The following is a 19,999-nucleotide window of genomic DNA, read 5'->3' as shown; positions in this document are numbered from 1 at the left end:
CCGGAGCATCAACGAAGTAAAGGCCGTCGCTATTGCATGCGCCTGCCCTCACCCCCGCCCCTCTCCCGCAAGCGGGAGAGGGGAGCAAACAATCGGCAAGCGTCAGCCAGCCCCCACAGACAACAACCCCGTCGTGAACACCGTCGACCGAATCACCCAGGCCCCTTGCACCCGTACATACACGTCCACATATCGCCCGGTCAGGAATGTCCGCGTCCCGCTGGCATCATCCAGCGCCAGGTAAGCCAGATCCCAGCTCCCCTCCGCCGTGCCATCCTCCCGCATGCGAATATCCCCCTGACCCGCAAAATGCATCTCCCGCAGCGTAGGCCGGCAGGCCAGTTCCACAAAGCACTGCACCAGCGCATCGCGGCCAGCAAAGGTCCCGATCCGGTCATAGTGGATATGCGCTCCCTCGGCGACAAAGCATGCCCGCATGGCCTCGGGGTCCTTGTCGTCGCAGGCGCGCAGGTAGCGCAGCTTGAGCGCCCGGATCGCATCGGCGGCCTCGAGCCGGTCCAGCCGTTCGGCAAGTGACTTCATGTCCGTCATGTCGTGTTCCCCCATCAGGATGCCCGCAACTGGTACTTCAGCACCTTGCCCGCCGCACTGACCGGCAGCGACGTCACGAACAGCACCTCGCGCGGCACCTTGTAGTTAGCCATGTGCCGGCGCGCCCAGGCAATCAGCGTATCGGCGTCGACACGCGCGCCGTGGCGCAGCACCACGTAGGCGCGCCCGACCTCGCCGAGGCGCTCATGCGGCATGCCCACCACCGCCACCTGTGCCACCGCCGGATGGGCCACCAGCAGCTTCTCCACCTCGGCCGGATAGCAGTTGAAGCCGCCGACGATAAACATGTCCTTGATGCGGTCGGTGATGCGCAGGTAACCGCGCGCATCGAGCGTGCCGACGTCGCCGGTATGCAGCCAGCCGTCGCTGTCGATGGCTTCGGCGGTGGCTTCGGGCAAGCCGAAGTAGCCTTGCATCACGTTGTAGCCGCGCACCAGCACTTCGCCCGGCTCGCCGGTGGCCACCGGCTCGCCCTGCGCGTCGATGCAGCGGATCTCGATGCCCGGCATGGCGCGGCCGGAGGTGGCGGCGACGGTCTCGGCGTCGTCGCCCGCGCGTGTCAGCGTGGCGAAGCCGCACGATTCGGTCAGGCCGTAGCCGGTGATGATGGTGTCGAAGCCCAGTTCGTCACGCATGCGCTGGATCAGCGCCGGCGCGATCGCCGAGGCCCCGGTCACCGCCACGCGCAGCGAGGACAGGTCGAATTCGCGCAGCCGCGGTGCGTTCAGCAGCGTCTGGTACAGCGTCGGCGGGCCGGGCAGCACCGTGATGCCTTCGTTCTCCACGCGCGTCATCACGGCCTCGGCGTCGAACACCAGGTGGGGCAGCACCGTGGCGCCGCGCGACAGCGCCGCCAGCCAGCCGGCCTTGTAGCCGAAGGTATGGAAGAACGGATTGACGATCAGGTAACGGTCCCCTGCCCGCACCCCGGTGATGGCGGCCCAGCCGTCGATGGCGCGCAGGTTCTGCGCGTGCGCGGTCATCACGCCCTTGGGCCGGCCGGTGGTGCCGGAGGTGAACATGATGTCCATCGGCGTGTCGCCGCGCACGCCGGACTCCCGCGCGGCAAACGCGGCCATGTCGGTGCGCGGCGCCAGCGCGAGGAAGTCGTCCCATGCCAGTTCGTCCGCGCCGGCGGCCCGGCCCTGCCCCGGGCGCAGGATTACCAGCCGCTCCAGCGTGGCGGGGCGATGCGGCGCCAGCATCTGCGGATAGCTTTCGCCAAGGAAGCCGTCGACGCAGAACAGCAGCCGCGCGCCGCTGTCGGCCAGCACCGCCCCGGCCTCGGCCCCTTTCATGCGCGTATTGAGCGGCACCAGCGCCGCGCCCACGCTGTGCGTGGCCAGCGCCGCGATGATCCACTCGGAGAAGTTCGGCGCCCACAGGGCCACGCGGTCGCCGGGCTGCACGCCGAGCGCCATCAGCGCGCGCGCCGCCTGGATCCGGCTGTCGTCGAGTGCGGCGTAGCTCAGGCGCAGCCCGTCTTCCTGGATGGCGATGCGCTCGCCGTGGCGGCTGGTCGCACGCCGCAGCAGTTCGGGAATGGTCTCGGCGATGCCGTCGTTGGCCGCGGCTTCGATGCCGGCCGGTGCCACAATGGCGTCGAGGGTGTCAGATGGAGTCATGTCAATCCGGGAACTTCAGGTGGATCTCGCTGCTGGCCGGGCGCGCCTGGCAGGCCAGGGTCCAGCCCGCCTCCAGGTCGGCGCGGTCGAGCACATGGTTTTCGCCGAGGGTCACGTCGCCCTGCGTCACCTGGCACATGCAGGCGCCGCACAAGCCGGCGCGGCAGGAATTGGGCGCCGCCACGCCGGCGCGCTGCAGCGCGTCGAGCACGGTTTCATCGGGCGCCACGCCGACCTGGTGGGTCGCGCCGTCCAGCTCCACGGTCAGCGCGGCGCCGTGCATCGCGGACGCGGAGACGACGGTTTCGGTCACGGCCACGCTGACCGGCGCCGTGGCCGCCGGCGCATCGGGCAACGACACGAAGCGCTCCACATGCAGCTGGCCGCGCGGCACGCCCAGCGCCTGCAGTGCGGCCTGGGCGCCGTCCATGAACGGCCCGGGCCCGCAGACAAAGCACTGCGCCATGCTCCACGGCCGCACCAGTTCCTCGATCTGGCGCTGCGTGGGCGGGCCCTGCACGCTGTCCAGCCAGTGGATCACGCGCAGGCGGCCGGGATGGCTGCGCGCCAGTTCCGCCAGCGCCTCGCGAAAGATGATGGAACGTTCGTCGCGGTTGGCATACACCAGCGTGACCGCGCCGCGCCCGTGCCGCAGCGCCGCCTTGGCGATCGACAGCACCGGCGTGATGCCGCTGCCGCCCGCCAGCAGCAGGAAATCGCCCTGCAGCGCCGGCGGCGTGAACACGCCGGCGGGCGGCATTGCCTCGACCGTGTCGCCGGCGCCGAGATGGTCGCAGATCCAGTTGGAGACGCGCCCGCTCTGCACGCGCTTGACGGTCACGCGCAGCGCGCCGTCCACGCCCGGCGTGCTGGACAGCGAATAGCAGCGCTGCAGCGGCACGCCGTCGACCGGCACACGCAGCGTCAGGAACTGGCCCGGGCGGTAGGCGAAGGTCTCGCGCAGCCCATCCGGCAACGCGAATACCAGTGAATGCGCCTGGTCCGTCTCCGCGACCACTTCGGCGATCTGCAGCCGATGGAATTGCACTGGCGCCATGATGTCCTTGTTTCGTCGTTGCTTCCCGGCGCGCGCTCAGGCCACGCCCATGATGGTCTGGGCGTTGTCGATGCGCAGTTCCGCGCCGTTGATGAAGCGCGATTCGTCCGAGGCCAGAAACAGCACCAGGTTGGCCACATCGCGCGGATGGCACATGCGCTGCATCGGCTCGGCGCCGCCGACTTCCTCCGGCAGCGCGGTGGCGCCGCCGGGCAGGAAGGCCGCGGTCATCGGCGTCAGGATGCCGTCCGGGTGGATCGAATTGCAGCGGATGCGGTAGCCGCTCTGCTTGCAATGGCCCGCGACGGCACGCGTCAGCGCGGCCACCGCGCCCTTGCTGGCGCTATAGGCGCAGAACGCGCCCATGCCGCCCAGCGCCGCCACCGACGACATATTGACGATGCTGCCGCCGCCCGCCTTCATCGCGGCCACGCCGTACTTGCAGCCCAGGAAGTAGCCGTCGGCGTTGATGCGCATCACGCGCTGCCACTGCTCCAGCGTGGCTTCCTCGACCGTGCCCAGCATCAGGATGGCGGCGTTGTTGACCAGCACGCTGGGCGCGCCGAAGCGTTGCTCGGTGCGCGCCATCACCTGCTGCCAGCCGGCTTCGCTGGCGATGTCGTGCGGCACGAACAGCGCAGTCTCGCCGATCTCGCGCGCCAGCGCGTGGCCCGCTTCCTCGTTGACGTCGGTCAGCACCACGCGCGCGCCTTCGCGCGCCAGCAGCAAGGCGTCTTCCTTGCCGACGCCGCTGGCGGCCCCGGTGACGATGGCGATCTTTCCTTCAGTACGTCGGCTCATGGTTAGTCTCCTGGTGGATATGCGCCTGCCGTCCACCGGCAGGCTGTTGTGCGAGATGGCGGCCCGCGTTGCGTCCCGACCAGATGCAGTCGGCAAGCGACAGGCCGCTCACGTAGTGATTGGAGGCGATGCCGACGGCGGTGCGGCCCACGGCGTAGAGCCCGGGTATCGGTGCCCCGCCCGCGGCAGCCAGGACCCGGCCGCTGGCTTCCTCCACCGCCAGCCCGCCCAGCGTGATCGCCGGGCATGGAAAGACCCGGCTGCCGGCCGAGATGTCGATGGCCAGCCACGGCCCGGTCTCGAGCGACGCGCACATGGCCGCCGATTTGCCGGCCGGATCGGGTGTTTCGCCGCGGGCCGCGGCGTTATAGGCATCGAGGGTCGCGCGCAGCGCAGCCGCTGGCATGCCTAGCTTGCCGGCGAGCGCCTCGACGCTGGCGGCGCGGCGCGCACCGGCAAGCAGCAGCAGCGCTGCGGGCACGGCCTGGAATGCCCACAGCCGGCCGCCCAGGCATTCGCGCAGGGCCTCGCGCGCCAGCGCGCGGTTCAGCACCAGCCAGGCTCGCCCGCCGTGCCGTTCGCAGATGGCGTGGCCGAGGGTGGCGCCATAGGTTTCCTCGTTGCCGATGCGCGCGCCGTGGGCGTCGACCACGCAGCCGCGCGCCCACGCGAACGGCGGATTGATGAAGCGCCACGCCGAGACACGCTCCAGGTGGCGCGTGGCGCCGCCGGCCGACTCGCCGAGGCGGATGCCGCTGCCATCGCAGCCGGTCGCGCCCAGGCGCCACACCTGCTGGTACTTGCCGGCATGGCGCGCCACCATGGCGCGGTTGAAGATAAAGCCGCCGGTGGCCAGCACCACCGCGCCGGTCCGTATTGCGACCGGCTGTGCATGGCGCAGCTCCAGCTGCAGCACCAGCGCGCGCAGACGGTCGGCCAGCGTCGGCAGGGCGTTGTGCAGGCGCTCGGCCAGCCGTGCCAGGCGCGCATGGCGCTTCTGGTGACGGCCCGGCGGCAGCTGCCACAGTTCGACGCCGACCACCGCGCCGTCGCGGTCCAGGATCAGCCGCCGCGCCGCGCACTGGCGCATCACCGTGATCTGCCGGTTGTCCTCCACCGCGCGGCGCAGCACGCCATACAGCGTGCGGCCGGACATGCCGGGGCCCTTGACGCGGTGCCCGCGCGGAGCGGGCGCGGCATGCTGCGCGTAGGCGGGCACCGCCTCATTGCCGGAGTAGTACAGATAATAGGGCTGTGCCGGATACGAAGTCTTGCGCGGCGGCACGGTCGCGGCAAAGCGCACGCCCAGCGCCTCCAGCCAGCCGAGCATCGCGCGGCTATGCTCGCAGAAGCCCTGCAGCGTGGCGTCGCTGACCACCCCTTCGGTTTCCCGGCGCAGGTAGGCGACCATGGCCTGCGGCGTATCGTCATAGCCCGCGGCGCGCTGGTAAGGCGTGCCGCCGCCGGCATAGACCACGCCGCCGCTCCTGGCGCTGGCGCCGCCGCCTTCGAAGCGTTCCGCGACGATCACGCGCGCGCCGCCATGCGCGGCTTCCAGCGCGGCGCAGGCGCCGGCGGCGCCAAAGCCGACCACCACGGCATCGCAGGCGGCCTGCCAGGGATGCGCGTCGGGGTCATCGAGCCGCAACGGGGCATGGACGGGCGTGACGGCGTCGTAAGCCATGCTGGCGCTTGCTCCGGGTCAGGCCGAACACAGCGCGCGCAGCGGCGCCGAGGTGGTATAGGCGCCGTCGACGTAGACCAGCGGCGAGACCTCGCCGGCCAGCCTGACCTCGCGCAGCCGGCCGATAAAGACCGCATGGGTGCCATAGTCGAAGCGGCCGTCCTGCTGGCAGAACAGGTTGGCCTGGGCATCGCGCAGTGACGGCACGCCCAGCAGGTCGTCTTCCCATTCGCCGCTGGTGAAGCGCGCTTCGCCCTTGAGCCGGCCGCTGCAATCGACGGCGATATCGCGATGGTCGGCGGCGAGCAGGTTGATGCAGAAGTCCGCGCCGGCATCGAGCGGCGGGTAGATCGACGAATTGCGGTTGATGCAGATCAGCAGCGAAGGCGGATCGGCCGACAGCGAATCGACCGCGGTCACCGACATCGAATAGCGGCGCTCACCGTGGCGGCAGCTGATCACGGCAACGGAGCGGGCCATGCGGCGCATCGCCTTGAGCATGTCATCGCGCAGCGCGCCACCGGCTTCCGCGCTGGAATCTGCGCCGGAATCCGGACTGGGTTGGGGTCTGGCGCTCATAGAGCCTCCTGTACAGGTTGAGCGGGGTGCGTGGCGGCGGGCTGCCGCGCATGCTGCGAGATCACGTCCGCGGCGATCATGCCGAAGGTCATCGCCGGGCCCAGCGTGGAGCCGGCGCCGGGATAGCTGGTGCCCATCATCGAAGCGCTGGTATTGCCGATCGCGAACAGGCCGGCGATGACGCTGCCGTCATCGCGCAGCACGCGCGCGCTGGCGTCGGTCACCAGTCCGCCCTTGGTGCCGATATCGCCGGCGTCGAGCCGCACCGCGTAGAACGGGGCCTTGCCGATCGGCGCCAGGCAGGGGTTGGGCCGCACCGCGGGGTCGCTGTAGTAGGTGTCGAACAGGTTGTCGCCCTTGCCGAACTCCGCGTCCACGCCGGTGGCGGCGTAGTCGTTCATGCGCGCGACGCTGGCGGCCAGGCCATCGGCATCCACGCCGATCTTCTGCGCCAGCTGCGCCAGCGTATCGGCGCGCACCAGGATGCCGGACAGGCTGGCCGGGATGCTGCGGTCCGGCATCACCGAGCCGGGCAGGATCGGCCCACATGGGTACTTGTGGCGGAAGGTGGCGTCGAACACCATCCAGGCCGGCACGCTGCATCCGGTCTGTTCGTGGTCGCGGTACATCGCGGGCACGAACTCGGAATACGGCGCGGCCTCGTTGACGAAGCGCCGGCCCTGCCCGTTCACCACCAGGCAGCCCGGCATGGCGCGCTCGATAAACAGCGCGCGCTGTTTTTCCTCGCCCTGCACCTGCACCGTGGGCGCGCCCCACACGTGCGACATCAGCGCCACGCCGGCGCCGGCCGCCTGCGCGGCGCGGATGGCGTCGCCGGTATTGTTGGGCGGCGTCGCGCTCCAGGCGGCCCGGGTCGGCTGTGGCAGGTATTGTTCGCGCATGGCCTGGTTGCGCTCGAAACCGCCCGCGGCCAGGATCACGCCGCGCAGCGCGCGGATCTCCACCACGCGGCCGTCCTGCACGGCGCGCACGCCGCGCACGGCGCCGTCCTCGACGACCAGGTCCTGCAAGGCGGTATCGAGCCACAGCGGGATCGCGCGATCCATCATCGCGCGCCGCAGGCCGCCGACCAGGCTGTTGCCGAGCGTGAGGCGGCGGTCGCGCCGGGTCTTGCGGCGCCAGCCCAGGTCGAGCCAGTAGCGGGCGAACTGGCGCAGCGCCAGCCCGAACCAGCCGGGCGAGCGGCACAGCAGCGCGTGCGCCTCGCCGGAAGTGACCGCCACGCGGCCGCCGACAAGCGTGCCCGGTGAGGGCGGCCGCAGCCGGTCGAACTCCTCGCGCAGCTGCGCGCCGTCGAACGGCATCGGGTCGAGCGCGCGGTAGCCCGGCATCGCCCCCGGCAGCTTCTGGAAGTAGTCGGCGTAGCGCGGCAGCGTGTAGTAGTGCACGCCGGCCTGCTGCTCCAGGTACTGCAGCATGCGCGGCGCCTGTTCGAGATAGGCGCGGATGCGCTGCGGGTCGCCGTGCTCGCCGGTGCAGGCCAGCACGTATTCCAGCGCGCTGGCGTAGTCGTCCTGCCCGCCCGCCGGCGCGATATGGTGGTTCAGCGGAATCCAGATACCGCCGCCGGATACCGCCGAGGTGCCGCCGTACTGGCTGCTCTTCTCCAGCACCACCACCGACAGGCCGCGGTCGGCGGCGCGGCAGGCGGCCAGCATGCCGCCGGCGCCGGAGCCGACCACTACGACGTCAAACTCGCCGGGCTGCATGCGCGCTCTGCTCTGGCTCATGTTGGGTCCTCGTGCCGGTGCGTGGCTCAGATGAAGAAGTCCGTGTTGGCGCGGCCCATCATCACGCCACCGAGGTTCTGGCCGAAGCGGTCCATGTTGTTGGCGTAGTGAGCGCGCGCCGCATGCAGGTCGAGGAAGCGGCGCACCATCGGGTTGCTGCGGTAGATGCCGTTGCCGCCGGCGTAGCGCAACAGGCCGTTGGCCAGCTGCGCGCAGCGCTCCGCCACCTGCGCGGACTGGTAGCGGAAATGCAGGCGGCGCGGGGTCTCGAGCTGGCCGCCGTCGCGGGCCACCGCCAGCAGTTCGTCGAAGTTGCGCTCCAGGATGGTCCGCATCTCGTCGATGGCCACCTGCGCGCTGGCGACCGCCATCTGCGCGCCGCCGTCTTCGGCGGTCTTGCCGCCGCCATTGCTGCTGACGCGGCCGTCGGCGTAGGCGACGAAGTCGTCCAGCGTGCCTTCGAGCGCGCCGATGCACGCGGTGCAGACCGCGCGCACGAAGATCTGCGCGAACGGCAGCCGGTACAGCGGCACGTCGTTGACGGCCAGCCCCGGGCTGGTGCCCATGGCACCGTCTACGGCGCGGTGGGTGCGGTAGTCGGGAACGAATACGTCGTCGACCACGATGTCGTGGCTGCCGGTCGCGCGCAGGCCCAGCACGTCCCAGTTGCGCACGATCTTGTAGTCGGAGCGCGGCAGCAGGAAGGTGCGGTAGTCATAGGCGCCGCCCGGCTCGGCGGGGGGCACCAGGCCGCCCAGGAAGATCCAGTCGCACAGCTCGCTGCCGCTGGAGAACTTCCAGTGGCCCGAGAAGCGGTAGCCGCCCTCCACCGGCGTGACCTTGCCCACCGGCATGTAGGTCGAGGCGATCAGCGTGGCGGGATCGTTGCCCCACACTTCCTGCTGCGCGCGTTCGTCGAACAGCGCCAGCTGCCAGTTGTGCACGCCGACCACGCCGTAGACCCAGGCGGTAGACATGCAGCCCTTGGCCAGCGCCATCTGGATGCGAAAGAAGGTCTGCGGATCCAGCTCGTAACCGCCGTGGCGGCGCGGCTGCAGCACCTTGAAGAAGCCCGCGGCCTGCATCTCGGCAATGGTCTCGGCGGGAATGCGCCCGTCGGCCTCGGCCTGCGCGGCGCGCCGGGCCAGCGCCGGGATCATCTGCTCGGCACGCGCGATCAGGCGCGCGGCCAGTTCCTTGGGATTGTTGTCGTGATGCACCGCGGTCTCCTTGTTGGCCTGTTTTGTGGCTGGCATCGATGTTTGCACCGGCGCGGCGGCGTGCCATCGTCTGTTGGGACTAGCTGTTATCGCGGACCCGTATGTGCCACTTCGTGGTTGCGCCGGCCCTCTCCCCCGCCCCTCTCCCGCAAGCGGGAGAGGGGAGAAAAACCGTCGGAGAGCAAGCAGCGCCTGTCAGGCCACGCGCAGCTTGTGGCCCTGCTTGCGGAAATGCGGAATCACGTGCTCGCCGATATTGCGGATGGTCTCCAGCTGCGCCCACTGCGGCACCGTGCCCATCTGGCAGATAAACAGGATTTCATCGGCGCCCGCATCGATCAGCCGCTGCACGTAGCCGATGCAGTCCTCCACCGTGCCGTAGGCATGGTTCGGGTTCAGCATCATCATCGACGGATCGCTGAAGTCCACCGACACCTTCTCGGAAGCAAACTTCGTATTGATCACCGCCTTGCCCTGCGCATCGGTGGCCGTGACATGCTCGTCGTCCCACGCCGACGGGTCGGGACGCTCGCCGCCGGCGTACCAGTACGACAGCGACTCCATGAAATAGCGCTGCCCCTTGATGCCGATCTTGCGCGCCGCCAGGCCGTCTTCCAGCACGATGGTCGGGCACAGCGCCGCCAGGTGCTGGTGCGGGCGGAAGCCCACCTGGTCTTCCGGCTTGCGCGTTTCCCACGCGGCGCGGTAGATCTCGTTCTTCTTGGCGACATCCTCCGGCCCGCCGAAGCCCAGCACCAGCGCGCCCATGCCGCGTGCGCCGGCGCGCTGCAGCGTGTCGGCATTGGTGCAGGCCAGGTACATCAGCGGATGCGGGTCCTGGCGCGGCTTGGGATGGATCGGGCGGCGCGGGATCTTGATGAACTCGCCGTCGTGCTCGATCTCGTCCTGCGTCAGGATCTTCGGGATCAGGTACATCGATTCGTCGATCATGGGGTGCAGCGTGTTCAGGTCGTAGCCGAAGGTGCCGGCCTCCTGCTGGGTGCCGCCCTTGCCCACGCCGAAGTGCACGCGGCCGCCGGACAGGATGTCGAGCGTGGCGATGCGTTCGGCCACCTTCACCGGATGGTTCATCGCCGGCGGCAGGCACACCACGCCGTGGCCGATGCCGATGCGCTGTGTGCGCCCGGCGACGAAGGCCAGGAAGGTCTCCGGCGCGCTCATGTGCGCGTAATTGGTCAGCGCGGTGTGTTCCACCGCCCAGACCACGTCGAAGCCCATGTCCTCGGCCAGCACCACCTGTTCCATGATTTCATCGAACACCTTGTGGTCGCCGGCGCGCGAGGCATCGACGGTCTGGGCTTCATAGATCAACGAAAAACGCATTGCAGTCCCCTCTCGCTTGGTCGGTACAAGACCGCATCCGGGGCACTGCGAGGCGCTGCGCCTTGGGCCGGAAGCGGCCTGCGTGATCGCAGTGTGGTCGGCGCAAGACGTCGCAACATCGTCTGATTGGATTATGAGCCGCGCCGGGCGCGTCCCTATCATGGGCACCGGGCAAACCGCCCGCGCTGATCGAAAGGAACTGACACCATGCAAGCCAGGCTGCTGCTTTACCCCGTTGCGGACATCGACGCCGCGCTGCCGTTCTTCACCGAAGCACTGGGACTGCCGGTGAAGTTCCGCGACGCCGACCGCTATTGCGCGCTCGATGCGGGCGCGCTGACGCTGGCACTGGTGGCCGGCGAGGAACGGCTGGTGGACCAGCCGGCGCTGGCCTTCAAGGTGGATGAGGGGGACGATATTGCCGCGGCGATCACGCGGCTGGTGGCGGCTGGCGCCACCGTGGCGCAGCCCGCGGCACAGGGACCGCACGAGACGCGCGCGGTACTGCGCACGCCGGAGGGCTTTGCGCTGGTGCTCAGCGCAAAGCCCTGACGCCTTGCTTCAGCCCAGCGAAATCACGCTGCTCAGCAGCATGCGTACCAGCGTGGCCTGGCGGGTCACGCCGGTCTTGGAGAAGATCGCGCGCAGGTGCGCGCGCGCCGTGTTCTTGCTGATGCCGAGTTCGTCCGCGGCTTCATCGAGCGTGAGGCCGTTGGCCAGCTGCAGCGCCAGCTGCGTCTCGGCCGGCGTGAAGTCGAACAGCTGGCGCACCACGTCGTGCGAGGCCTGCGAGCGGCGCTCGGGATCGCGGATGAAGACCACGCACGCGGGGCGCTTGCGGTTGTCCTCGGACCACTCGCTCAGCGGAATGGTGCGGATCAGCACGCCCAGCCTGGCACTGCCGGACGGGCGCGTGATCGACATCGCTTCCATCAGCGCCGGCGCGGTGCCGAGGTGGCCCATCATGGCCTGGCGCAACAGGCGCTGGAATTTGCGGTTCTCCTGGCCGTACTCGACATCGAGCCCGCCCTTGGCAACGCGGATGCCATCCTTGGCGCCGAGGATTTCATCGGCGGCGGCATTGGTCTTGATGATGGTGCCCGACTCGTCCAGGATCACCATGCCGACCAGCATGCGGTCGATGGCGCTGGCGTAGACGGTGCGTTCGGACTCGACCACGTCCAGGCGCGAGTGCAGGTCCACCGCGCGCTTCAGGTGCGGCAGCAGCGAGGTGCACAGCGCCTTGTCCGCGGCGGAGAAATCGGGGCCGTCATGGTCGCGGCACACGCGGAAGCGGCATTCCACGCCATCGTCGGTGCGCAGGTCGGCGCCCAGGATATAGCGGATGCCGACGTCCTTGAGAAACTGCAGGTACAGCTCGCTCTTGCACCACACGCCGTGCCCGAGGTGCTCGTCGATCGTCACCACGCGGTCCGACGGCAGCCCGATGAACGGGTCCAGCGCGTAGTAATAGTTGTTGTAGGAGGTCTCGCCCGGCAGCGTCGAGCCATGCTCGGAGGCGTTGATCATCAGCCCGGGACGATCGGTGGCCGGCGAGCGCAGGATCAGCGTGGCGTAATTGGCATTGAGCTGGCGCCGGATCTGCTCCAGCGCCTTGCCCCAGGGCACCTGCTCCATCGGGCCCTGGTAGATATTGCCCAGCAATGCGCTGAACTCCGACAGCGACACCGTCGCCTGCGCGAACAGGTGTGCGGCCGCCTGGCTCTGGCTAACCTCCATCAGCATTTCCTCTGTCTCCATTGTGGCGTGCTCAGCGCTCCGGACTGGCCGGGCCGCTGGCTTGTGCGGGCTCTGTGGCCCTTTTTTGTGCCCCGATTATAGGGACGGCGAAGGGGTCGCGGCTTGCCCCCCGCCTTCATGGTTTGCCCTAGGCAGTCCGGCCACACAGGTGGGTCACACATGCCGGCCGGACTAGTCCCGCGGGACAGGCCCATCGTCACGCGGCGGCGGCGCAAACACATACTCCAAACAGACTAAGGACAGACCCATGCCCGCCCGCCAAGGGCAAACCCCTATGCAACCGGTAGCGCAGCGGCATCCCACCCAAACAGACGATGCCCGCGCCCGGCGTCGCCGCTACAAGGAGCCATGCGCGGCGATGGACGCCGCCGTTTTTCAGGAGACCTTCAACATGGCGGCAAACCCGCGGCAGCAGGCCGCAGTGATCACCGGGGCAGCCGGCGGCATCGGGCTGGGGCTGGCCCATGCGCTGGCCGCGCAAGGCTACGCGCTGGCGCTGGCCGATATCGATGCCGATGCGCTCGAAGCCGCACGCGCGGCGCTGGCGCGCGACGGCGCCACCGTCGTCGCCGTGCCCACCGACGTAGGCGACGCGCGGCAGATCACGCACCTTTGCGACGAGAGCTTCCGGCAGCTGGGCCGTGTCGACCTGCTGTTCAACAACGCCGGCGTGCTCGCCACCGGCCGCTGCTGGGAATTGCCGCCCGAAGTGTTCGACAAGGTGATGCGCGTCAACCTGTGGAGCGTGCTGCATGCGCTGCGCTGCTTCGTGCCGCGCATGGTGGCGCAGGGCTCGGGGCATATCGTCAATGTCGCGTCGATGGCAGGGCTGGCCGTGGGGCCGTGGCTGGCGCCTTACACGCTGTCCAAGCAGGGCGTGGTGGCACTGAGCGAAGGGCTGGCGCTGGAGCTGCAGGCGGCGGGGCTGCCGATCAAGGTGTCGGTGGTCTGCCCCGGCCCGGTTGCCACCGGCATCGCGGCGGACCTGGACGGCGCCGCGCCGCAGGAGGTGCACCAGATGAACGGCGCGCTGCGCAACGGCATCGCCGCCGGCCTGACGCCGGACCAGGCAGCGCGCGTGATTCTCGACGGCGTGTCGGCCGGCCAGTTCTGGATCCTGCCGCACGAACAGGCCGCCCACGCGGCGCTGGCGCGCGCGCAGGGCATTGCCGCGGGCAGCGCGCCGTCGTTCGCGATGCAGGTTTGATTTTCCGCCGGATTCACTACTCGATTCCTCGCCATCCAGGAGACACCATGCCGCTCGATTCCCAGGCCCGTGCCATGCTTGATGCCATGGCCGCCATGCCCAGCCCCGACTTCTCCACGCTGCGCGCCGCCGACTACCGCGCCGCGCTGGCCGCCATGCCCGGCTTCGCGCCCGGCGATGCCATCGCCGCGCAGCAAGACCTCACCCTGGACGGCCCGGCCGGTCCACTGCAGGCGCGCCTTTACCGGCCCCACGCGCACAATGAAGCCGATGGCAACGCGGCGCTGCCGCTCGTGATCTATTTCCACGGCGGCGGCTTCGTGCTGTGCGGCCTCGATTCGCACGACAACATCTGCCGCAGCCTGGCGCGCCGCAGCGACGCGCTGGTGCTGTCGGTCGACTACCGCCTCGCGCCGGAGGCGCGCTTCCCGGCCGCGGCCGACGATGCCGTCGCCGCGGTGCGCTGGGCCTCAGCGCACGCGGCGCAACTGGGTGCCGACCCGACCCGGCTTGCCGTCGCCGGCGACAGCGCCGGCGGCAACCTCGCCGCGGTGGTGTGCCAGCAGTTGCGCGGCAGCGGCATCGCGCTGCGGCACCAGCTGCTGCTCTACCCCTGGCTGGACTGCAGCGCTGCCGCCACGTCCAGCGCCAGCTATCGCGACTGCGCGCAGGGCTATTTCCTCAGCGCCGCGGAACTGGACTGGTATCGCGCGCAGTACCTGGCCACGCCCGCCGACGCCGGCGATATCCGCGCCAGTCCGCTGCACCAGCGCGACCTGCACGGCCTGCCGCCGGCCACCATCATTACCGCCGAGTTCGATCCGCTGCGCGACCAGGGCGAGGCCTACGGCGAGGCGCTGCAGCGCGCCGGCGGCAATGCGACCGTGCGCCGCTGGCCCGGCCAGATCCATGGCTTCGCCAGCATGCAAGGGGTGATGGATGCCGCCAGCCATGTGCTGGACGCGGCCGCCGAGTCGCTGCGCCAGGCCTTCGGCGCGGGCAGCCGGCAGGAGGCAGCATGAGCGCGGCCAACCTCCTGGCGCCGATGGCTGAGGTGCTGGCCGCGCTCGCCGCGGGCGAGCGCGTGGTGGTGCTGGAAGACGAGACTGCGGAAGCCACCGGCTGCGTGCTGGTGGCGGCCGAGCGCGCCACCGAGGCCGATGTCAACTTCATGGCCGCCGAGGCGCGCGGCCTGGTGTGCATGGCCATCACCGAGGCGCGTCGCGCGCTGCTGCAGCTGCCGCCGATGGCCGCCAGCCAGCGCCAGCGCGAGCGCTACACCGTGTCGATCGAGGCGGCCAGCGGCGTCAGCACCGGCATCTCCGCCGCCGACCGTGCGCTGACGCTGCGCGTCGCGGCCGCGCCGCGCGCCCGGCCGCATGACCTGGTCCAGCCTGGCCACATCTTCCCGGTGGTGGCGCAGCCGGACGGCGTGCTGCGCCGCGCGGGCTTTGCCGAAGCGTGCTCTGATTTGCCCCGGCTGGCCGGGCGCGTTGCGGCCGGAGCCTATGCGCTGGTGCTCGACGATGACGGCGAGCTGATGCGCGGACCGGCGCTGCTGGACTTTGCCCAACGCCACCGGCTGCCGGCGGTGTCAGTGAGCGCGCTGATCCACCACCGGCTGCTGACCGAGGGCGCGCTGCGCCGCACCCGCTCGACCGAACTGGCCACGCCGTTCGGGCGCTTCACCGTGCACGCCTACCATGACGCGCCGGTGGATGCGCTGCACCTGGCGCTGGTGCTGGGCCACCCCGACCCGCACACGCCGGTGCTGACGCGGGTGCAGGCAGTGGAGATGCAGCGCGACGTGCTGGCCTTCGGCACGCCCGCGCAGCCGGCGTGGAACCTGGAGCGCTCGCTGGAACGGATCGGCGCCGAGGGATGCGGCGTGCTGGTGCTGCTGGACGAGCGCGAGTCACCGCAGCAGCGGCTGGACCGGCTGGCCGCACCGAACGCCGCCGCGCCCGCGCCCGCTTTTGCGCAGCGCGCGCTCGGCGTCGGGGCGCAGATCCTGCGCGACGTGGGCGCGCACAAGCTGCGCCTGCTGAGCCATCCGGTGCCGTACCGCGCGGTCACCGGCTTCGACCTGGAAGTTACGGAGTTTGTCCCGCCGGGCTGAGCGGCGCGCCGAAGCAGTCGGCAAAGCTGCGCGTGAAGCGCTCCACGTCGGCGTCGGGCAGGTGGTTGATGCCGCCGGCCAGGCGCCGGCCGCCGCCGGTGTCGAAGCCGCGGCAGAAGTCCGCCGCGCCGGTAGCGCTGTGCGCCGGCACCCGCACGCTGACCGCAAAGCCGCCGCCGGACCTGGGCGACAGCAGGCCGATGGCATCGCCGGGACGCCCGCGCACCAGCTCGTTGGCAAGCACGCCGATCGCACGCCGTGCCCACGGTGCATCGGGCAGCACCAGCAGCGCGGCGCCGGGCACCTCATGCACGGGCGAAAGGCGGCGCGCCCGGGCCATGTCGTCCTCGTAGCCGTCGCACAGCAGCGCGAAGGTGGCGCACTGCGCGGCGAAGTCCAGAGGGTCGGCGAACGGCAGCATGTGCTGCGCCAGCGCGGCGGGATCGCAATGCAGGTCGGCCACGCACTCGCCGTAGGCGTTGTAGTTCAGGCAGGTGCCAAGCCGTTCCAGCACCGCGGTCTGGCCCGCGTCCAGGCCAAGCCGCGCCGCCATCGCGCGCGCCACGTCGCCAAGGTTGTCGCCAAAGGCCGCGGTGACCGCCCAGCGCCGGTGGTGCCCGCCGAGGTGGCGGTCGACCAGCATGCTGGTGCAGACCTGCGCCGCCTCGTCGATATGCGCGCGCAGCCGGGCATGCGAGGGCACGTCGCCGGCGTGGTGGTGGTCGAAGTAGTCCACCTCCACCCCGGCGGCCAGCAGCCGCAGCAGGCCATCGCGGTTCTGGTCGAGCGAGATGTCGAGCGCCGTCACGATATCGCCGGCACGTGCGTCGATGCGCTCCAGCAGCCGGATATCGCGCTTGACGCCGGTAACCAGCGTGGCGTCGCTGGCGTGCGAACCGCCGGCCAGGCGCAGTTGCTGCAGCGCGCACAGGCCGTCGGCATCGCCGTTGAAGGCATAGTAGCTTGTCATGGCATGCGGTGCCGTGGGCTCAGGGCATGAAATCGCCACCGTTGGCGTCCAGCGAGGCGCCGGTGATGGCCCTGGCGTAGTCTGACACGAGAAACAGCGCAGCGCGCGCGCAGTCGTCGTCGGTCGGCATGCGGCCCAGCGCGATCTGCGCGGTCACCGGCGCGATCACCGCGTCTTCGCTCACGCCCTGCTCGGCGGCGGCGTGGCGCACATAGCCCTGCACCGGGGCGCCCCACATCCAGCCCATGAAGATGCTGTTGGCGCGGATGCCATGCGGCCCCAGCTCGCGCGCCAGGTACTTGACCGCCACCGCCAGCGCGCCCTTGGAGGCGGCGTAGCCGGATTCGCCCGGCATCGGCTTGCGCGTGGCCTGGGTGTTGATCATCACGATGGCGCCGCCGCCCTGCGGCTTCATCAGCGCCGCCACCTCCTGCGTCAGCGTCATGGTGCCAAGAACATTGGTGTCGAACACCTGGCGCCACACGTCCAGGTCGGCGGCTTCCACCGGCTCGGGGAAATTGCCGTGCTGGAAAGCGCTGTTGACCAGCGCGTCGATGCGGCCGAAACGGCGCAGGGTCTCACTGGCAAGGTGGCGCGACTGGGCGCGGTCGGTGATGTCGGTCACCACCTTCAGCACCTCGCAATCGGCACCGAGGGCGTCGATGCGGGCCTGCGCTTCGTCCAGTTTCGCTTCGGTGCGCGCGGCGATGGCCACGACCCGGGCGCCCTCGCGCGCGGCCTCTACAGCGAGCTTGATGCCCAGTCCGGGGCCGATGCCGGATACGATGACGATCTTGTCTTTCAGCAGCATGCTGGTGTCTCCTGTTTTGGTGATGTTGAGTGCTTGTCAGAAGGGCCTGGCGTTTTCTCCCCTCTCCCGCTTGCGGGAGAGGGAGTACGCAAGCGGTAGTTTGGAAGGCCCAAGGCGAGTGATGGTGCTGCCGATCATTCGGGTGGCTTGCGGTTCAAGATGTGCCGCGCCCGGTAACCCGCGAAATCGCGTTCCAACTGCGCCTCGCTCAGCCCAAACCGTTCCGGCGTATAGGCATGCGCCGCGCGCTGGTTGCGCGGGTTGCTTTCCATCCAGGCCCACATGCCGGCGCGCGCGGTTTCGGTCAGCGGCATGCCGGCGAAGCGGTAGACCGCCTGCGCCACGCCGAAGGGATCGCGCACCGTGTCCTCGAAGCGCACGTCGAGGAAGCGCTCGGCCGGCATGGCATCGCGCACGGCCATGGCGTGGTCGGTGCCGCGCCGCATCTGCTCGCTCCACTGGCGGCCGGCCGTGACGGGATCCGGATCGTCGGCATACAGCTTCCACAGCGTATGCGCCATGCTCGCCATCGACGGAATGGTCTGCAGCGGGTCGCGGTGGGTCAGCACCACCTGCGCGCCCGGGAACACCCGGAACAGTACCTCCAGCGTATGCAGGTGCTGCGGGGTCTTCAGCACCCAGCGCTGTGCCGGCTTCTCCCCACGCTGGCGCTTCTGCCACTGCAGGAACTGCAGCATGGTCTTCAGGCAGGCATAGACTTCCGTGTGGTCCTGCTGCGCCAGCCAGCCGGTGTAGGCAGGCACGTTGGCGTACGAATCCATCGCGCACAGGAACGAATGCTCCATCAGCATGAATTCCTCGTCGGCGGCCATCGCGTCGAGCGGGTGGATGGCGAGGATGTCGGGGATGAACCGGATCATCTGCGCGACTTCCTCGCGCGCCGCGGCGATGCGCTGGCTGGGATCGCGCACGTCCTCGCCCGGCAGCGGGGCCGGATAGCGGGTCTCCCACCACGCCGCCGAGCTGAAGCGCGCGTCGGTGGCCAGCATGCGTTGCAGCAGCGTGGTGCCGGTGCGCGGCAGGCCGACGATGACCAGCGGGTCTTCCACGCGCTCCTGCAGGATTTCCGGATGGCGTCGGCAGTAGTCCTGGATCACCAGCCGGTTGACCAGCTGGGCCTGCAGCTTGCCTTGCAGCATCTGCGCGCCTTGCGGCGACAGGTTGGCCTCGCGTGCCAGCGAATCCGACAGCACCCGCAGCGCCTCGCGATAGTTGCCCGGGCCGAAGTCGTCCAGGCCGCCGGCCTGCTCGCTCGCCTGCGCCAGCAGGCGTTCCACGTTGATGGCATTCATGCGTTGTTCTCCCTGAGCGATGCAAGCTTGACCACGCGCGTGCGCGGATGCGCGGGTTGCGCCGCGCCGACCCAGCGCCAGCACATGGTGCCGTTGTGATGGCCGGCGGTTTCCAGCCAGTTGGGCAGCCCCGGGTCGCGCGCGCTGAGGATCACGGTGACGCCGCCGTTGGCGTTGAGCCGGGCACCGTGCTTGTTGAGGCAGATGTCGTGGTAGCGGTAGTCGAGCGACTCCATCCAGTAGTTGTTGATCTGGAAGTTCCAGAACTCGCACTCGGGCACCCGGTCGACCTCGACCACCAGCGCCTCGTCATCGGCCAGTTGCCAGCACGAGTGGTAGTAGAAGATATTGGGATCGCCGCCCGCGGCCTGGCACACCGCCTGGTCCGCGGGCGGCAGCGCGTTGACATGGCCGCCATAGCCCTCGGCCCAATCGGCGAAGATGCGCGCGGTGCCCTCGACAAAACCGGCGGCGCGCAGCAGGCCAGCGTGCATACGCTCCGCGCTCAGCGCTGGCGGCTTGCCGTTGGCGTCGAGTCGCTCGATCTGCAATTCCGCCGGCGTCTCCGCCTTGCGGTCGAGGAAGGTCTGGCGCACCACCAGCGCATTGGTGGCTGGCTCCATACGCAGCCAGTTGCCCTGCTGCTGCGGCTCGGCGCTGAGCACGATCTCGAAACTGCCGTCCGCCGCCACCGCCAGATTGTTGCTGTCGATAAAGCCGGTCTGGACCATGCGTCCGTCGGTTTCGTAGCCGCCCTTCTGCGTGCCGAAGCTCAGGTACGCCACCGTGCCGCGCCGGCCGCGGATGCGGTACGCCGCGTTGCCGTCCAGCCGCGCGTAGCGGTACAGGTTGTCCGGATTGTCCGCGCCGATCTTGGCGGTCTCGTGCGACGGCGAGAAGAAGCCGGGGAACGCCGGATCGGCGAATTCCACATGCATCTCCAGCGCAATGCGCAGCAGGCGGCTCAGGTAGCGGAAGCCCTCGGCGCGCGTGAGCGCGTCCGCCGGCGCTTCCGCGCGCAGGATCTGCTGCCCGCTGCGCTTGAGCACTTCGCAAAACTCGGCCCAGGTCTGGCCGCTCAGCAATTGGTCTTCGGCGGAGGTCGCCATTCTGCCTGCTCCCGTGGTTGGTCGGCGCAGCAACGATACCCAGCGCGGGGCGGCGCCTTCCTCGTCCGGGTGGAC

Annotated in this window: 18 protein-coding genes; 4 read left to right on the top strand and 14 right to left on the bottom strand. The window is 69.9% G+C overall.

Translation table 11 applies throughout. The features are described from left to right. Positions 1–102 precede the first annotated feature (102 nt). From C7416_RS18020 to C7416_RS17980, 9 genes are all read right to left on the bottom strand, one after another. Positions 103–552 carry a nuclear transport factor 2 family protein gene (locus C7416_RS18020; RefSeq protein WP_111520247.1) on the bottom strand — a complete coding sequence of 150 codons (450 nt, stop codon included), beginning with the start codon at positions 550–552 and terminating at the stop codon, positions 103–105. 14 nt (positions 553–566) lie between these two features. Continuing rightward, positions 567–2,198, bottom strand: coding sequence for a FadD3 family acyl-CoA ligase (locus C7416_RS18015; protein ID WP_111520181.1), 1,632 nt, complete (start codon positions 2,196–2,198; stop codon positions 567–569). Between the two features lies 1 nt (position 2,199). After that, on the bottom strand, positions 2,200–3,255 hold the full coding sequence (locus tag C7416_RS18010) for a ferredoxin--NADP reductase (protein ID WP_111520180.1): 1,056 nt from the start codon (positions 3,253–3,255) through the stop codon (positions 2,200–2,202). A 36-nt stretch (positions 3,256–3,291) separates the two neighbouring features. Continuing rightward, positions 3,292–4,056 (bottom strand): SDR family oxidoreductase, encoded by a 765-nt coding sequence (locus C7416_RS18005; protein WP_018009071.1) that lies wholly within the window; start codon positions 4,054–4,056, stop codon positions 3,292–3,294. Beyond that, positions 4,040–5,740 (bottom strand): FAD-binding protein, encoded by a 1,701-nt coding sequence (locus tag C7416_RS18000; RefSeq protein WP_111520179.1) that lies wholly within the window; start codon positions 5,738–5,740, stop codon positions 4,040–4,042. The genes C7416_RS18005 and C7416_RS18000 overlap by 17 nt, the downstream gene beginning before the upstream one ends. An 18-nt stretch (positions 5,741–5,758) precedes the next feature. Then, complete coding sequence (locus tag C7416_RS17995) at positions 5,759–6,319, bottom strand: flavin reductase family protein (RefSeq protein ID WP_111520178.1); 561 nt, start codon at positions 6,317–6,319, stop codon at positions 5,759–5,761. Next, the gene (locus C7416_RS17990) at positions 6,316–8,070 is read right to left on the bottom strand and encodes an FAD-dependent oxidoreductase (RefSeq protein ID WP_111520177.1); all 1,755 of its coding nucleotides are present in this window, start codon (positions 8,068–8,070) and stop codon (positions 6,316–6,318) included. The genes C7416_RS17995 and C7416_RS17990 overlap by 4 nt, the downstream gene beginning before the upstream one ends. A 26-nt stretch (positions 8,071–8,096) precedes the next feature. Further along, a complete protein-coding gene (locus C7416_RS17985) occupies positions 8,097–9,326 on the bottom strand; it encodes a flavin-dependent monooxygenase (protein WP_373425072.1) in 1,230 nt (409 codons plus the stop codon). Between the two features lie 159 nt (positions 9,327–9,485). Continuing rightward, the gene (locus C7416_RS17980; RefSeq protein ID WP_111520176.1) at positions 9,486–10,634 is read right to left on the bottom strand and encodes an LLM class flavin-dependent oxidoreductase; all 1,149 of its coding nucleotides are present in this window, start codon (positions 10,632–10,634) and stop codon (positions 9,486–9,488) included. A 207-nt stretch (positions 10,635–10,841) separates the two neighbouring features. Here C7416_RS17980 and C7416_RS17975 point away from each other — a divergent pair, with 207 nt between their 5' ends. After that, positions 10,842–11,186 (top strand): VOC family protein, encoded by a 345-nt coding sequence (locus tag C7416_RS17975; protein WP_111520175.1) that lies wholly within the window; start codon positions 10,842–10,844, stop codon positions 11,184–11,186. Between the two features lie 9 nt (positions 11,187–11,195). Here C7416_RS17975 and C7416_RS17970 read toward each other — a convergent pair whose 3' ends face one another. After that, a complete protein-coding gene (locus tag C7416_RS17970) occupies positions 11,196–12,380 on the bottom strand; it encodes a helix-turn-helix transcriptional regulator (RefSeq protein ID WP_025583301.1) in 1,185 nt (394 codons plus the stop codon). A gap of 406 nt (positions 12,381–12,786) precedes the next feature. Here C7416_RS17970 and C7416_RS17965 point away from each other — a divergent pair, with 406 nt between their 5' ends. From C7416_RS17965 to C7416_RS17955, 3 genes are read left to right on the top strand one after another with little or no spacing between them, the layout of a single operon-like run. Next, entirely contained in the window at positions 12,787–13,602 is an 816-nt protein-coding gene (locus C7416_RS17965) for an SDR family NAD(P)-dependent oxidoreductase (RefSeq protein ID WP_111520245.1), read from the top strand. Positions 13,603–13,649: 47 nt separating this feature from the next. After that, positions 13,650–14,624, top strand: coding sequence for an alpha/beta hydrolase (locus tag C7416_RS17960; protein ID WP_111520174.1), 975 nt, complete (start codon positions 13,650–13,652; stop codon positions 14,622–14,624). Beyond that, complete coding sequence (locus tag C7416_RS17955; protein WP_111520173.1) at positions 14,621–15,721, top strand: 3,4-dihydroxy-2-butanone-4-phosphate synthase; 1,101 nt, start codon at positions 14,621–14,623, stop codon at positions 15,719–15,721. The genes C7416_RS17960 and C7416_RS17955 overlap by 4 nt, the downstream gene beginning before the upstream one ends. On the opposite strand, the gene C7416_RS17950 is transcribed toward C7416_RS17955, so the two are convergent. The 4 genes from C7416_RS17950 to C7416_RS17935 form a co-directional block, all read right to left on the bottom strand. Next, a complete protein-coding gene (locus C7416_RS17950) occupies positions 15,696–16,691 on the bottom strand; it encodes an acetyltransferase (RefSeq protein WP_111520172.1) in 996 nt (331 codons plus the stop codon). The two genes, C7416_RS17955 and C7416_RS17950, sit on opposite strands and share 26 nt — an antisense overlap. Positions 16,692–16,710: 19 nt before the next feature. Then, complete coding sequence (locus C7416_RS17945; protein ID WP_111520171.1) at positions 16,711–17,502, bottom strand: SDR family oxidoreductase; 792 nt, start codon at positions 17,500–17,502, stop codon at positions 16,711–16,713. A gap of 134 nt (positions 17,503–17,636) precedes the next feature. After that, complete coding sequence (locus tag C7416_RS17940) at positions 17,637–18,815, bottom strand: sulfotransferase family protein (RefSeq protein WP_111520170.1); 1,179 nt, start codon at positions 18,813–18,815, stop codon at positions 17,637–17,639. Next, a complete protein-coding gene (locus C7416_RS17935; protein ID WP_111520169.1) occupies positions 18,812–19,924 on the bottom strand; it encodes a DUF1214 domain-containing protein in 1,113 nt (370 codons plus the stop codon). The genes C7416_RS17940 and C7416_RS17935 overlap by 4 nt, the downstream gene beginning before the upstream one ends. Between the last annotated feature and the right edge of the window lie 75 nt (positions 19,925–19,999).

It is taken from the genome of Cupriavidus phytorum, from assembly GCF_003254285.1.
Lineage (GTDB): Bacteria > Pseudomonadota > Gammaproteobacteria > Burkholderiales > Burkholderiaceae > Cupriavidus > Cupriavidus phytorum.
This window is presented reverse-complemented; position numbering and strand designations above follow the sequence as displayed.

Bases quoted from the DNA above. Each gene is read 5' to 3' on its own strand.
- C7416_RS18020 (WP_111520247.1), bottom strand. From the start codon at position 552: ATGACGGACATGAAGTCACTTGCCGAACGGCTGGACCGGCTCGAGGCC.
- C7416_RS18015 (WP_111520181.1), bottom strand. From the start codon at position 2,198: ATGACTCCATCTGACACCCTCGACGCCATTGTGGCACCGGCCGGCATC.
- C7416_RS18010 (WP_111520180.1), bottom strand. From the start codon at position 3,255: ATGGCGCCAGTGCAATTCCATCGGCTGCAGATCGCCGAAGTGGTCGCG.
- C7416_RS18005 (WP_018009071.1), bottom strand. From the start codon at position 4,056: ATGAGCCGACGTACTGAAGGAAAGATCGCCATCGTCACCGGGGCCGCC.
- C7416_RS18000 (WP_111520179.1), bottom strand. From the start codon at position 5,740: ATGGCTTACGACGCCGTCACGCCCGTCCATGCCCCGTTGCGGCTCGAT.
- C7416_RS17995 (WP_111520178.1), bottom strand. From the start codon at position 6,319: ATGAGCGCCAGACCCCAACCCAGTCCGGATTCCGGCGCAGATTCCAGC.
- C7416_RS17990 (WP_111520177.1), bottom strand. From the start codon at position 8,070: ATGAGCCAGAGCAGAGCGCGCATGCAGCCCGGCGAGTTTGACGTCGTA.
- C7416_RS17985 (WP_373425072.1), bottom strand. From the start codon at position 9,326: ATGCCAGCCACAAAACAGGCCAACAAGGAGACCGCGGTGCATCACGAC.
- C7416_RS17980 (WP_111520176.1), bottom strand. From the start codon at position 10,634: ATGCGTTTTTCGTTGATCTATGAAGCCCAGACCGTCGATGCCTCGCGC.
- C7416_RS17975 (WP_111520175.1), top strand. From the start codon at position 10,842: ATGCAAGCCAGGCTGCTGCTTTACCCCGTTGCGGACATCGACGCCGCG.
- C7416_RS17970 (WP_025583301.1), bottom strand. From the start codon at position 12,380: ATGCTGATGGAGGTTAGCCAGAGCCAGGCGGCCGCACACCTGTTCGCG.
- C7416_RS17965 (WP_111520245.1), top strand. From the start codon at position 12,787: ATGGCGGCAAACCCGCGGCAGCAGGCCGCAGTGATCACCGGGGCAGCC.
- C7416_RS17960 (WP_111520174.1), top strand. From the start codon at position 13,650: ATGCCGCTCGATTCCCAGGCCCGTGCCATGCTTGATGCCATGGCCGCC.
- C7416_RS17955 (WP_111520173.1), top strand. From the start codon at position 14,621: ATGAGCGCGGCCAACCTCCTGGCGCCGATGGCTGAGGTGCTGGCCGCG.
- C7416_RS17950 (WP_111520172.1), bottom strand. From the start codon at position 16,691: ATGACAAGCTACTATGCCTTCAACGGCGATGCCGACGGCCTGTGCGCG.
- C7416_RS17945 (WP_111520171.1), bottom strand. From the start codon at position 17,502: ATGCTGCTGAAAGACAAGATCGTCATCGTATCCGGCATCGGCCCCGGA.
- C7416_RS17940 (WP_111520170.1), bottom strand. From the start codon at position 18,815: ATGAATGCCATCAACGTGGAACGCCTGCTGGCGCAGGCGAGCGAGCAG.
- C7416_RS17935 (WP_111520169.1), bottom strand. From the start codon at position 19,924: ATGGCGACCTCCGCCGAAGACCAATTGCTGAGCGGCCAGACCTGGGCC.